12 protein-coding genes are annotated in these 13595 nt (G+C 65.5%); 2 read left to right on the top strand and 10 right to left on the bottom strand.

Annotated features, from left to right (window positions below; all coding sequences use genetic code 11):
* Positions 1-82: 82 nt before the first annotated feature.
* Positions 83-772: a metallophosphoesterase gene (locus KH389_RS13395; protein WP_058540159.1), complete on the top strand. Its 690-nt coding sequence runs from the start codon at positions 83-85 to the stop codon at positions 770-772.
* Here KH389_RS13395 and KH389_RS13390 read toward each other — a convergent pair.
* The gene (locus KH389_RS13390; protein ID WP_058540160.1) at positions 765-1097 is read right to left on the bottom strand and encodes a hypothetical protein; all 333 of its coding nucleotides are present in this window, start codon (positions 1095-1097) and stop codon (positions 765-767) included. The two genes, KH389_RS13395 and KH389_RS13390, sit on opposite strands and share 8 nt — an antisense overlap.
* Before the next feature lie 101 nt (positions 1098-1198).
* Between KH389_RS13390 and KH389_RS13385 the strand changes: the two genes are divergently transcribed.
* Positions 1199-1825, top strand: coding sequence for a LysE family translocator (locus KH389_RS13385; RefSeq protein ID WP_043861489.1), 627 nt, complete (start codon positions 1199-1201; stop codon positions 1823-1825).
* 3 nt (positions 1826-1828) lie between these two features.
* Here KH389_RS13385 and KH389_RS13380 read toward each other — a convergent pair whose 3' ends face one another.
* The 9 genes from KH389_RS13380 to KH389_RS13340 form a co-directional block, all read right to left on the bottom strand.
* Positions 1829-4279: an autotransporter family protein gene (locus KH389_RS13380; RefSeq protein WP_213607483.1), complete on the bottom strand. Its 2451-nt coding sequence runs from the start codon at positions 4277-4279 to the stop codon at positions 1829-1831.
* A 150-nt stretch (positions 4280-4429) separates the two neighbouring features.
* The gene (locus KH389_RS13375) at positions 4430-4705 is read right to left on the bottom strand and encodes a peptidylprolyl isomerase (RefSeq protein WP_038611202.1); all 276 of its coding nucleotides are present in this window, start codon (positions 4703-4705) and stop codon (positions 4430-4432) included.
* A 91-nt stretch (positions 4706-4796) separates the two neighbouring features.
* Positions 4797-5276: a serine protease inhibitor ecotin gene (gene eco / locus KH389_RS13370; RefSeq protein ID WP_054914544.1), complete on the bottom strand. Its 480-nt coding sequence runs from the start codon at positions 5274-5276 to the stop codon at positions 4797-4799.
* Between the two features lie 68 nt (positions 5277-5344).
* Positions 5345-6115, bottom strand: a complete 771-nt coding sequence (gene hbdH, locus KH389_RS13365) for a 3-hydroxybutyrate dehydrogenase (protein ID WP_213607482.1) — start codon at positions 6113-6115, stop codon at positions 5345-5347.
* A gap of 10 nt (positions 6116-6125) precedes the next feature.
* Complete coding sequence (locus KH389_RS13360) at positions 6126-7517, bottom strand: GntP family permease (protein ID WP_058540163.1); 1392 nt, start codon at positions 7515-7517, stop codon at positions 6126-6128.
* 726 nt (positions 7518-8243) lie between these two features.
* Positions 8244-9638: a sigma-54 interaction domain-containing protein gene (locus KH389_RS13355; protein WP_058540164.1), complete on the bottom strand. Its 1395-nt coding sequence runs from the start codon at positions 9636-9638 to the stop codon at positions 8244-8246.
* Between the two features lie 28 nt (positions 9639-9666).
* Positions 9667-10689: an ABC transporter permease gene (locus KH389_RS13350; RefSeq protein ID WP_213607481.1), complete on the bottom strand. Its 1023-nt coding sequence runs from the start codon at positions 10687-10689 to the stop codon at positions 9667-9669.
* Positions 10689-11747 carry a microcin C ABC transporter permease YejB gene (gene yejB / locus KH389_RS13345; RefSeq protein WP_058540166.1) on the bottom strand — a complete coding sequence of 353 codons (1059 nt, stop codon included), beginning with the start codon at positions 11745-11747 and terminating at the stop codon, positions 10689-10691. The genes KH389_RS13350 and yejB overlap by 1 nt, the downstream gene beginning before the upstream one ends.
* Positions 11744-13585, bottom strand: coding sequence for an extracellular solute-binding protein (locus KH389_RS13340; protein WP_244988726.1), 1842 nt, complete (start codon positions 13583-13585; stop codon positions 11744-11746). Before KH389_RS13340 ends, yejB begins: the two co-directional genes overlap by 4 nt.
* Between the last annotated feature and the right edge of the window lie 10 nt (positions 13586-13595).

The raw sequence follows: 13595 nt of genomic DNA, 5'->3' as shown, positions 1-13595 counted from the left end.
ATACCTCGGATGGGCTGATTGCGTTCAAATGGGTGCATTCTAGCAGGCGACACCATCGGCAACAGAAGAGGGGAGGCACAGCATGAGCGCCAGGGTGCAGGTACGGGCCAACCGTCGTGGCCGCGATATCGCGGTGGGCGATGTCCATGGGCACTTCCAGCGCCTGCAGCAGGCACTGGATGCCGTCGGGTTCGATCCGGCCATCGATCGGCTTTTCAGCGTGGGCGACCTGGTCGACCGTGGGCCCGACAGCGAACAGGCGCTGGCATGGCTCGATCAACCCTGGTTTCACGCGGTGCAAGGCAATCATGAAGCGTTGGCCATTGCCCACGTGCGGGGCCACTGGCTGGACCAGGCGATGTACCGCGCCAGTGGTGGCGGCTGGTTTCTCGACCTGGATGCGCAGGCCCAGGCCCGCTTTGTGGCCGCCTTCGAACAGATGCCCCTGGCGCTGGAGCTGCAAACCCCTGAAGGCCTGGTTGGCCTGCTGCACGCCGACTGCCCGTTCGCGCATTGGCAGACACTGTGCGAGCACCTGGCAGGCGAACCTTCAGCCGATGTTCAGGAAGTGTGCCAATGGTCGCGGCGACGCTTGCAGCAGGGCGACACTGGCGAGGTTCAGGGCTTGCGTGCGCTGATCGTCGGGCACACCACGCTGCGCGAGGTGAAGGTGCTGGGCAATGTCTGGCACCTCGATACCGGCGGCTGGGCAAGCGGACACTTCAGCCTGCTTGATCTTGCCAGCCTTGAGTTACTGCAGACGCCTAGATGAACCACCACGGGTCACCGTTGGGCTTGGTGGGGGTTCGCCTGAGCTGGCGTATCGATACCCATGACAACGCGATGCCAACCAGCAGCATCAGGCCACTGAACACCATCTTGAACAGGATCGCGGCATGAAACGCGTCGGGGTTGTCACGCAGCGTATGGGTCACGTGGTGGACTGGCCGGATACGGTTGCTGACCATACTGGTCACGCTGCCCGCCTGCAGGTCTTGCAGGTTCAGCAGGGCCATCGCCAGGGCACCCAGAATCAACAGGAAGCCAGCCATCAGCAAGACCATCATATTGCCGCTGCCTACCCTGTTCGGGCGCATGGTCGCCTCCTGGCAGATTTCGAGAAGCGCGCGATCATACATGACTTGACGCTGGCCGGCAGGGCATTTGAAACTCGTTGCCCCAGCCACCGGAGCCCCTCATGGACCTGACCACCCTCGCGTTATTCATCCCGGCCTGTTTCGCCCTGAACATGGCCCCTGGCCCCAACAACCTGCTGTCGCTGAACAACGCCAGCCGCTACGGCCTGCGCACGGCCTGCCTGGCTGGCGCCGGCCGCCTGCTGGCGTTTGCCGGGATGATCGTACTGGCCGCCATGGGCCTGGCGGTGGTGCTGCATACCAGTGAATACCTGTTCCTACTGGTCAAGGTGCTGGGCGCCGGCTACCTGTTCTACATCGCCTGGCAGTTGTGGCGCGCACCGGTCGGCGAGGCCGCGCAGGTCGGTGCACGCGGCGTGGGTACCCTGCGCCTGGCGCGTCAGGAGTTCCTGGTGGCGGCGGGCAACCCCAAGGCCATCCTGATCTTCACCGCGTTCCTGCCCCAGTTCGTCAGTGTGACAAGCGCCACGCCGGTGGCCGAGCAGTTCGCCGTGCTGGGGGCGATGTTCCTGGTACTGGAGTGGCTGGCCATCGCCATCTACGGCTGGCTGGGGGCGTACATGCAGCGCTGGTTCAACCAGCCTGCACCGCGTCGGCTGTTCAACCGGGTCAGCGCATCGTTGCTGGGCCTGGCGGGGTTCGGCCTTCTCGCCGCACGCCGGGCCTGAGCCCTACCAGCGGATGCGCAGCCCCAGGGTGCCGCCAATCGATTCCTGCTGGCGGCTATCAAGGTTGGCGCTGTAGATCATTGCGCCGTACACCGCCACGGCGGGGCTCAGCCGGGCGCTCAGGCCGGCGCCCACGTCCATCCAGGTGGCGGCCTGATCAGTCCTGATCGGCTCGCCCCCGTCGAACCGCAGGGTGTCGCGCCCGCCACTGCTGCGCCATACATTGCTGCGCAGGTAGGGCTCCAGCGGCACGCTGCCGGCCAGGTAGCTGCCCTTGATTCGTGCGCCAACGCGACCGGTCCAGTTGGTCTGGCTGTCCTGGGTGACCGTTGAAATGCCATCGCTGCGCGTATCGAAGTCGACCTTGCGGGCGATCACCTGCACCTGGGGCTCGACCACCCAGCGCGCGCTCAATGCCAGCGGATAGCCGGCCTCCACCGAGGCCGCCAGGGCATGCCCATCCAGATCGAGCTTCACGCCGCGATCGGAACGGGCGCGGCCGTCCAGATCGGTGTACTGCAGCACTGTGTCCACGTACCACTGCCCGGGACCGATCAGCGTCCAGTAGGCGCCGACACTGTCGCCATCGAGGCGGACATCGCCCACCGCATTGTCTTCGAAACCCAGCGCGAAGCCTTTGACATCGCCATCGAGCCGGCTATGGCTGACATACACCCCGGCGTGCTGGCGATAACCGCCGTCGGTGTGCGTCGCATACAGGTCATGGCCCACCTCGAAACCGCTCAGGTTGCCGTCCAGGCTTGGCGACACCGTGCCGGACCACTGCTGGCGCAGGTGCTCGCCAAAGGTGCGGGCCCACCCGGCGGCCACCGGGCCTTGTTCGTCGAGCAGGCGTTGCTCGCCCTGGCGCTGGTGGAAGGTGCCCAGGGTCGACAGGCTGATGATGGCCGCGGCGCGGCTGGCCACCGCGTACACCGGCACTTCGGCGCGGTACAGCACGATGGCCTGTCCGGCGACCGGGGTGGGCAGTGGCGGGGTACCCGGGGCGGCCACGGGCGCCGGCACCACCGGTGGCGGTGGCTGGCCGGGCAGGGGCGGCGCCGATACCGGGGGCGCGACCACGCTCGAGCGCAGGTACCAGCTGTTCTCGCTGCCAGCGCTGACCCCGCCCTTGAACAGGTAGTACTGGTAGGCCCCGGCCGACAAGGGCTGGCCAAGGCTGAACGCCGTGCTGGTGCTGGTGGTGCCAGGGCCGGCCTCGACCACCTGGATGCCATCGGCCGCTGTCAGCGCGCCGCTGCCGCCCAGGTTGTTCACCTGAAGGGCAGTGCTGCCGGCCAGCGAGCCCTGGTTGACCACCAGCCGGTCGGAGGCGGCGCCGTCGCCTTCGAGCACGCTGTCGACCTTGAGCACGCCGTTGCTGCCTGCGTAGTTGCCGTCGAGGGTCAGGCGGCCCAGTGCATTGGCGCCGCTGCTGAGGTCGATGAGCCCGGCGTTGTTCACGCTCACCGATGTGCCGCCGGCAAACGCCGTCACCTGGCCGGTGCGCGCCACCAGCTGGCTGGTGGCATCGATCAGCAAGGTGCCGGTACCCGTGCCCTGGTCTCCAAGAACCAGGTGGTCATCCAGGTTGAAGACCGAGGCGTTGGTCAGGGCCATGCGCTCCCAACCGGTATAGCGCGCGCCCAGGCTGCTGCGGGTATGGTCCAGTACCAGGCTGTCGCTGCCCAGGCCGCCGTCCACCTGGCGCACCAGCCCCAGGCGGCTTTCGTCGAGGTTGGCCAGCAGCGCCTGGTCGCTGCCGTCGCCCATCAGCACCGCACCGCGCACGATGCCGTCGTCGCGCCAGGTGAAGCTGTCGTCGCCGAAGCTGAGCAGTACATTGCCCACCACCTCGCCACCGCTGATGGTCACGCTGTCGTCGCCGCCGCTGACGCTGATGTTGCCGCCGATGCGTCCGCCACTGACGATGACCGTGTCGCGGTCAAAGCCTGTGACCAGGTTGGCGTCGATGATGCCGCCGGACATGTCGAACAGGTTGCGGTCCAGCTTCATGTCGACGCGCCCGATGCGCCCTCCGCTCATGTAGGCCACATCGCCATCTTCGAAGGCGCCGATGATGCGTCCGCCGCTCATCTGGAACAGGTCGCGGCCGTTGCCCTGTTGCAAGGCCTGCAACTGCCCGCCGGTCATGATGAAGGTGTCGATGCCCGCGCCCTGATCGAGCACGCCAGTGATGATGCCCGACGCCATCTCGACGCGGTCGGCGCCGGGGCCGAAGGTCACGCTGCCGGCGAGGGTGCCGCTGCCCCCGGCCGGCAGTATCAGCGTGTTGTCACCGCCAGGGTCGACAAGGGAGGTGCCAATGCCGCTGTCGCAGACATAACGATCGTTGCCGCCGGTAGGGGCGAAGGTGCAGTCCGCCTGACTTGTCAGGGCCCACGGGCCCAGCAACGGCAGGCACGCCAGGGCAACGCGGCTGGGCGGGCTCATTTCGTCCTCCTTGGGCTAGCGATCGGCCCAAGCGATACAGGGCTGCGACGGCGGTCGCAACTGGCAGAAATGATAGGTGGTCATCGGAAATGTGCACATTGGCGCAAAAACGCCTGACCGATGGCACGCCTGTCGATCAGGGCAGAGGGCTCAATCGCGGTAGAACACCTGCACCAGGTGGTAGCCGAATTTGCTCTTGATCGGGCCGTGTACCACCCGCAACGGCTTCTTGAAAATCACCTGGTCGATGGCGCCCACCATCTGTCCCGGGCGTACTTCGCCCAGGTCGCCGCCGCGTTTGCCCGACGGGCAGGTGGAGTACTTTTTCGCCAGCACATCGAAGGCTTCGCCCTTGGCGATGCGCTGCTTGAGCTGTTCGGCCTCTTCGGCGGTCTTGACCAGGATGTGACGGGCCTGTGCTTTCATGTTGCCTCTGTTACGGGTAAAACCGGCGATTATGCCTGATTCGGGGCAGGGCGGCTTGGCGCGCCGTGCCCCGAACCCACGCCTTGGCGGGTTACTCCACCGTGGCGCGTTTCACGTCGCTGGAAGCCGACCAGATGCGATAGCGCACTTCCACGTCCTTGGGGGTGTAGACCACCACCGGCAACTTGCTGTTGTAGCGCAGCAGGAAACCATCGCCGACCACCGGCACGAAGGCGTCGATCTTCTTGTTGTCGGGGCAGCCCATCAGGGTAGAGACAGGGCCCATCACCTTGTCCAGCCGGTAGTAACTATAGCCCCAGCCTTCGAGGGTCTTTTCTTCGAGGTTGCCACCCAGGCGCTGCAGGTTGCAGTCCACCTTGAGGGTCTTGCCGGCCAGTACCTCAACCTTGAATGCCGACTCGTCTTTCTGCTCGGGCAGGTGGATCACCTGGCGCACAAAACCGTTTTCGGCTTCGGGATAAGGGGCCACATCCTTGAGGCTGGCTGCGAGAACAGGGGCGCTGAAAGCCAGGGGCAGCATGACCAGGGCGGTCAGGGAAAGCGGTCGCATAAAAGCTCCTTGCGGTTTGAAAATGACAGTCGTAGCCGGCCAGCGGTACCTGCGCCCCAGGCCGATGGCTACTGGGCCAGCCAGCCGCCATCGATGTTCCAGGCGGCGCCGCGTACCTGGCTGCCGGCTTCGCTACACAGAAACAATACCAGCTCGCCCAGGTGTTGCGGTGTGACGAAGGCGTGCGAGGGCTGCTTTTCGGCCAGCAGGTCCTGCTGGGCCTGCTGCGGGTCGACCCCGCTGGCGATGCGATCGTCGATCTGCTTCTGTACCAGCGGGGTGAGCACCCAGCCGGGGCAGATGGCGTTGCAGGTCACGTTGCTGGTGGCGGTCTCCAGGCCCACCACCTTGGTCAGCCCGACCACCCCGTGCTTGGCCGCCACATAGGCGGCCTTGCCTACCGAGCCGACCTGCCCGTGCACCGAGGCGATGTTGATCACCCGCCCCCAGTTGCGCTGGCGCATGCCGGGCAGTGCCAGGCGGGTGCTGTGAAACACCGCCGAAAGGTTGAGCGCGATGATCGCGTCCCAGCGTTCCATCGGGAACGCCTCCACCGGGGCGACATGCTGGATGCCGGCATTGTTGACCAGGATATCGACCCCGCCGAACTCGCGTTCGGCATAGGCAAACAGGTCGTTCAGTTGCTCCACGCTGCCAAGGTCTGCCGCGTGGTGCCCCACCCGGGTGCCATGCCGGCCCACCTCGGCAAGCGCTGCACTGGCGTCGCCGAAGCCGTTGAGAATCACATCGGCGCCAGCGCCGGCCAATGCCTGGGCGATACCCAGGCCGATGCCACTGGTGGAACCGGTAACCAGTGCGACTTTTCCTGCAAGGCTCATGGAAGTCTCCTTAGACAATGCCTGTAGCGTAGAAGGTAGCGATCACCACGAAGACTGCCAGGGTCTTGATCAGGGTGATGCCGAAGATGTCCTTGTAGGCTTCGCGGTGGGTCAGGCCGGTCACCGCCAGCAGGGTGATCACCGCGCCGTTGTGCGGCAGGGTGTCCATGCCGCCGCTGGCCATCGCGGCCACTCGGTGCAGCACCTCCAGCGGAATGTTCGCCGCGTGCGCCGCACTGATGAAACTGTCGGCCATGGCTGCCAGCGCAATGCTCATGCCGCCGGATGCAGAACCGGTGATGCCGGCCAGCAGGGTCACGGTGATGGCTTCGTTGACCAGCGGGTTGGGAATGTTGCGCAGCGCATCGGCCAATACCAGAAAGCCTGGCAGCGACGCGATCACGGCGCCGAAACCGTATTCCGACGCCGTGTTCATCGCCGCCAGCAGGGCACCATTGACCGCGCTCTTGCTGCCCTCTGCCAGGCGTGTGCGGATGGCGCCGAAGGCGCTGACCAGCACCAGCAGGATGCCCAGCAGCAGGGCGGCCTCGACCGCCCAGATGGCCGTCAGCTTGGCGATCTCGGTCTGTACCGGGGCGCTCATGCCGGGCAGGCTCAGGCTGTGGGTCTTGCCGTACCACGCCGGGATCCAGTGGGTGAACAGCAGGTTCATCACCCCCACCAGCAGCAGTGGCGACAACGCCAGCAGCGGGTGCGGCAGGGTCAGGTCGGCGGCGGTTTCGGGCTCGTTGCGCAAGTCGCTGCCGTAGCCTTCACCGGCGCGCTGCGCCTTGTTGCGCTGGCGCTGCAGGTACAGCATGCCGGTGCAGAACACGAACAGCGTACCGATCACGCCAAGCCAAGGCGCGGCCCAGGCGGTGGTGTTGAAGAAGGTGCTGGGGATGATGTTCTGGATCTGCGGGGTGCCCGGCAGGGCGTCCATGGTGAACGAGAACGCACCCAGGGCAATGGTGGCTGGTATCAGACGTTTGGGGATATCGCTCTGGCGAAACATCTCGGCGGCGAACGGGTACACCGCGAACACCACCACGAACAGCGACACGCCGCCATAGGTGAGCAGCGCGCACACCAGCACGATCACCAGCATGGCCTGGCGTGTGCCTAGCAGGCGAATGGCGGCAGCCACGATCGAGCGCGAGAAACCCGAGAGCTCGATCAGCTTGCCGAACACGGCGCCGAGCAAAAATACCGGGAAATAGAGCTTGATGAACCCGACCATCTTTTCCATGAAAACCCCGGTGAAGGCGGGCGCGACGGCGGAAGGGTCGGTAAGCAGCACCGCACCGAGGGCGGCGATGGGGGCAAAAAGAATCACGCTGTAGCCACGGTAGGCCGCCAGCATCAGCAGCGCCAGGGCTGCCAGGGCAATGATCACACTCATCGAGTGTCTCCTTGGGTGCATCTTGTTTTTGTTGGGATGCAGCCCTTAGCGAAGACCGTGCCATGTTAATAAACTATTGATTTGTAAGGATAAATATTAATTCCAGTGGAATTTATCGAATGATTGTCTCTGGTTTGAGACTGGCGGTGGCGTACGTGCGCTTGCAGCGCATGGGGATCTGCACACGGGGTCTGCATGACACCCCGTGCACTCTGGTTCTACGACCGCTTCGCGCTCGTTCGCCGGCAAGGCCGGCTCCTACGCCTCGGGCCGGCAGGCCGTAGGAGCGGGCCTTGCCCGCGATCTGGTGCGCAGCGCCAGTAAAACCTGTACATGCGGTCCGCCTGATACATCGCGCAGTCAGGGTCTACGACCGCTTCGCGCCCGTTCGCCGGCAAGGCCGGCTCCTACGCCTCTGGCCGGCAGGCCGTAGGAGCGGGCCTTGCCCGCGATCTGGTGCGCAGCGCCAGTAAAACCTGCATATGCGATCTGCCTGATACATCGCGCAGTCAGGGTCTACGACCGCTTCGCGCTCGTTCGCCGGCAACGCCGGCTCCTACGCCTCTGGCCGGCAGGCCGTAGGAGCGGGCCTTGCCCCGCGATCTGGTGCGCAGCGCCAGCAAAACCTGCATATGCGGACTGCCTGACACACCGCGCAAACAGGTCTATGACCGCGTTGTGCCGATTCATCAGCAAGGCCGTCTCCAGGTTGAGATGCCAGTCTCTCTATTGAGACTTTATCCCCAGAGCCGCCAGCTTCTTGTACAGCGTCGAACGCCCCAACCCCAGCTCACGCGCGGCCTGCGGCACATTCCCGGCGCAGCGAGCGAGGGCGTTTTCCAGCAACTGGCGCTCGAATGCTTCGCACGCCTGCCTGTAGTCGGTTATGGGGTCGGTGTCGACTGTAAGGGGCGTCAACGGGCCCAATGCCGATTGCACCTGGGCGGCAGTCAGTTGCTGCTGGTCAGCCATCAGCGTGGCCCGCTCCAACACGTTGCGCAGCTCGCGAATGTTGCCCGGCCAGGCATGTCGGGCCAGCAGCGCCTGTGCCGGTGCCTGCAGCTCATGGCGGCTGCCCAGCTCCTCCAGAATCGCCTCGCTCAACGCCGGCAGGTCATCGAGCCGGGCACGCAATGGCGGCACCTCGATCGGCAGCACGTTCAGGCGGTAATACAGGTCGGCGCGAAACTCCCCGCGGGCCATCGCTGCCGAAAGGTCGCGCGAAGTGGCAGCAATCACCCGCACATCGCTCTGCAGCATCTGGTTGGAACCCACCGGCTCGTATTCCTTTTCCTGCAGCACGCGCAGCAGTTTGCTTTGCAGCGCCAGCGGCATGTCGCCGATCTCATCGAGAAACAGCGTGCCGCCTTCGGCCACCTGCAGCTTGCCCGGCCGGCCCTTGCGGTCGGCGCCGGTGAACGCACCCGGCGCGGTGCCGAAGAATTCGGCCTCCAGCAGATCGTGCGGGATGGCGGCGCTGTTGATGCTGACAAACGGCTTGTGGGCGCGGGGCGAGGCGGCGTGGATGGCATGGGCGAGCAACTCCTTGCCCGTGCCGGTCTCACCCAGCAGCAGCACCGGCGAATCGCTGCTGGCCCCACGCCGCGCGCGGCGTTTGACCTCAAGGCTTGCGGCGCTGGTACCGATGAACTGCGCAAAGCTGTACTTGGCCTGGCGCGCTCGCAGCAGCGAGCGGGTCGAGGCCAGTTCCTGCTGCATGCTGGCATAGCGCTTGAGCAGCGGCGAAAGGCTGTGCAGCTCATCGAACAGCGCAAAGCCGATGGCGCCCATCACCGCGCCCTCGGCATCGTGGATCGGCAGGCGCATCACCACCAGCGGCTCCTTGGGCGTGTCGAGCATGTCCAGCAGAATCGGCCGGCCCTGGGTGATCACGTCGCGCATCTGGCTGCCGGGGATCACGCTTTCACACGGCTGACCAATCGCGGCACTGGCGTCCTCCAGGCCAAAGCGCCGTGCGTAGCGCTGGTTCATCCACACGATTCGTGCATCGCGATCGACGATGATCGTTCCCTCGCTGGATTGCTCGATGATCTCGAACAGCGAGCGGATCGCCAGTTGGCGCACGCGCTGGTAGTCCTTGAGGCTGTCACTGTCTTGCATGGGCCGCTCCGCCGTAATGAGGCTGCGATTATGCCCGTGGATCGAACGCCTCGCGCAATGCGTCGCCGATGAACACCAGCAGCGAAAGGATCAACGCCAGGGTGAAGAATGCGGTAAACCCCAGCCATGGCGCCTGCAGGTTCTGTTTGCCCTGGTTCACCAGCTCGCCCAGGGAGGCGCTGCCGGCGGGCATGCCGAAACCGAGAAAATCCAGTGCAGTGAGGGTCGAGATGGCCCCGGTGAGAATGAACGGAAGGTAGGTGAGCGTGGCGTTCATCGCATTGGGCAGAATGTGCCGCACGATCACCAGCCGGTCGGGCAGGCCCAGCGCCCTGGCGGCCTGCACGTATTCCAGGTTGCGCCCGCGCAGGAACTCCGCGCGCACCACGTCCACCAGTGCCAGCCATGAAAACAGCGCCATGATTCCCAGCAGCCACCAGAAGCCGGGTTCCACAAAACCACTGAGAATGATCAGCAGGTACAGCACCGGCAGCCCCGACCACACTTCCAGCAGGCGCTGGCCGATCAGGTCCACCCAGCCGCCGTGGTAGCCCTGCAGGGCGCCGGCGGCCACGCCGATCACGGTGCTGATGGCGGTCAGCAGCAGGGCGAACAGTATCGACACACGGGTGCCGTACAGCACCCGCGCCAGCACGTCGCGCGCCTGGTCGTCGGTGCCCAGCCAGTTGGTGGCGGTGGGTGGGCTGGGGGTGGGTACCTGCAGGTCGTAGTTGGGGGTGTCGGCGCTGAAGGGGATCGGGGCAAACAGCATCCAGCCACCCTGGCCCTCGATCAGCTGGCGCACGTACTGGCTGCGGTAGTCGGGCTGGAACGGCAACTGGCCGCCGAACTGCTGTTCGGTGTAACGCTTGAAGACGGGGAAGTACAGGCTGCCCTGGTAGCCCAGCAGCAGCGGCTTGTCGTTGGCCACCAGCTCCGCCCCCAGGCTGAGCAGCAACAGCAGCCCGAACGCCCACAGCGAGAACCAGCCGCGGCGATTGCGCCGAAAATTCGCCAGCCGGCGCCTGGACAACGGCGACAGGCGCCGCATCAGTGTTGCCTCGTGGCAAAGTCGATACGCGGGTCGACCAGGGTGTAGCACAGGTCGCCCAGCAGGCGGATCAACAGGCCGAACAGGGTGAAGATGAACAGCGAACCGAACACCACCGGGTAATCCCGCGACACCGCCGCCTCGTAGCTCATGCGGCCCAGGCCGTCGAGCGAGAAGATCACTTCGATCAGCAGCGAGCCTGCGAAGAACACCGTGATCAGCGCCTGGGGAATGCCCGCCACCACCAGCAGCATCGCGTTGCGAAACACATGCCCGTACAGCACCCGACGCTCGCTCAGGCCCTTGGCCCGCGCGGTGACCACGTACTGGCGGGTGATCTCGTTGAGGAAGGCGTTCTTGGTCAGCAGGGTGAGGGTGGCGAAACCGCCGATCACCAGCGAGCCCACCGGCAGCACCAGGTGCCAGAAATAGTCGGCCAGCTTGCCGGCCAGGCTCAGCTCGGCAAAGTTTTCCGACACCAGCCCGCGCACCGGAAACCAGTTGAGCGAGGTCCCACCGGCAAACAGCACGATCAGCAACAGTGCGAACAGAAACGCTGGCAGCGCGTAGCCGATCACGATCAGCGCACTGCTCCAGGCATCGAAAGCGCTGCCGTGGCGTATGGCCTTGCGAATGCCCAGCGGGATCGACACCAGGTAGGTGATCAGGGTGGCCCATAGGCCCAGTGAGAGGGTGACCGGCAACTTGTCCAGGATCAGGTCGGTGACCTTGGCACCGCGAAAGAAGCTGCTGCCGAAATCCAGCTGGGCGTAGCGAGTGAGCATCAGCCACAGCCGCTCGTGGGCCGGCTTGTCGAAGCCGTACTGGCGTCTGATGGTCTCCAGCAGTTTGGGGTCCAGCCCGCGGCTGGCCCGCGAGTCGCTGTGCAGCGTGTCGCTGCCGGCCCCCGGCGCACCGCCGCCGATACCCTGCAGGCGCGCCACGGCCTGTTCTACCGGGCCGCCCGGTGCCGCCTGGATGATCACGAAGTTCACCAGCACAATGATCAGCAGGGTGGGCAGTATCAGCAGCAGCCGGCGCAGGATGTACGCAGTCATGGCGCAGCCTCCAGGCGCTCGGCCATCTGCGCCGTGGTCAGCGGGGTGGGGCTGACCTCCCACCAGGTGTCCAGCGCCGGGTCATTGCTGGCTTGCACCCTGGGGATGCCGAAGCGGTTCCACCACACCGTGGAGGCGCCGGGCGGGTAGTAATTGGGGATCCAGTAGTAGTTCCATTGCAGCACCCGGTCCAGCGCATGGGCATGGCGCAGCATGTCGGCCGGGCTCGCGGCCTTGACCAGGCCGTCGATCAGGCTGTCCACCGCCGGGTCCTGCAGGGCCATGTAGTTGTTCGAGCCAGGGTCGGTAGCCGCCGCCGAGCCGAAGTAGCTGTAAAGCTCCGGCCCGGGCGAGGGCGACACCGGGTAGCCAGTGACGATCATGTCGTAGTCACGGGCCATCAGCCGGTTGACGTACTGGGCCGCGTCGATGCGGCGTATGTCCAGGGTGATGCCGATCTGCGCCAGGTTGCGTTTCCACGGCAGCAGCAGGCGCTCCAGGCCCGACTGGCCATTGAGGAAGGTAAAGCTCAGCGGTTCGCCCCGGGCATTGATCAGCTGATCGCCCTGCGGGCGCCAGCCGGCCTGCTGCAGCAGAGCGAGGGCTTGCAGCTGCTTGTCACGGATCAGCCCCGAGCCGTCGGTGCGCGGCGCCTCGAACACCCGGTCGAATACCTCGGCCGGCACCTGGGCACGCAGGGGTTCGAGCAGGGCGAGCTCTGCGCGGTCGGGCAGGGCGCGGGCGGCCAGCGCACTGTTGGCGAAAAAGCTCTGCTGGCGGATGTACAGGTTGCGCATCATCTGCCGGTTGCTCCATTCGAAATCCCACAGCAGGCCCAGCGCCTGGCGCACGCGCCGGTCCTGGAACATCGGGCGCTGCAGGTTGAACACATAACCCTGGGCGTTCTGCGGCGCCCCTCGGGCCAGGTGCGCACGTTGCAGGCGCCCGTCGTCCAGGGCCGGGCCGTTGTAGCCGATCGAATACCCGGTGGCGGAGAACTCGCGGTTGTAATCGTAACCGCCACCGCGCAGCACCTGGCGCGCCACGTCGGTGTCGCCGAAATACTCGATCTTCAGCTGGTCGAAGTTGTAGCGCCCACGATTGACCGGCAGGTCCCGTGCCCACCAGTCGCGGTTGCGCTCGAAGGTGATGCTGCGCCCGTTGTCGACCCGTGCGATGCGGTACGGGCCGCTACCCACCAGCGCCTGGAAGCCGCCGCCGTTGGTGAATGCATCCTGGTCGAGCGCGTGCTCGGGCAATACCGGCAGCGACGCCAGGTCCAGGGCCAGGGTACGGTTCTGATTGTTCTTGAAGTCGAAGCGTACCTGCAGGGGCGTCTCGACCACCACAGCAGCCACGTCGGCAAACTGCGTGCGGTACTTGAGATTGCCTTCACGCAGCAGCAGTTGGTAGGTGAAGCGCACATCCTCGGCACGCACTGGCCGGCCATCGGCAAAACGCGCACGCGGGTCGATGTAGAAGCGCAGCCACAGCCCATCGGCGCTGCGCTCGAGCTTTTGCGCGATCAGGCCGTACACGGTATAGGGCTCGTCCAGTGACCGAATGGCCAGCGGTGAATACAGCCAGCCGTCCACCTCGCTGACCCCGGTGCCCTCGTCGATGTAGGGCAGCACATGGTCGAAGCCGCCGATTTCCAGCGCCGAGCGACGCAGGCTTCCACCTTTCGGGGCTTGCGGGTTGACGTAGTCGAAATGGCTGAACGAGGCGCGGTAGCGGGGGGCTTCACCATAAACGGTGAGGGCGTGGCTGGGGGCGGCGATCAGGGTTTGCCAGGGAGGCAGCAGAAACAGCAGCGGGGCAAGGGCGAACAGCACAATGCGGGTCAAG

The sequence above is a fragment of the Pseudomonas qingdaonensis genome (assembly GCF_018398475.1).
In the GTDB taxonomy this organism is placed as follows: Bacteria; Pseudomonadota; Gammaproteobacteria; order Pseudomonadales; family Pseudomonadaceae; genus Aquipseudomonas; species Aquipseudomonas palmensis.
This window is presented reverse-complemented; position numbering and strand designations above follow the sequence as displayed.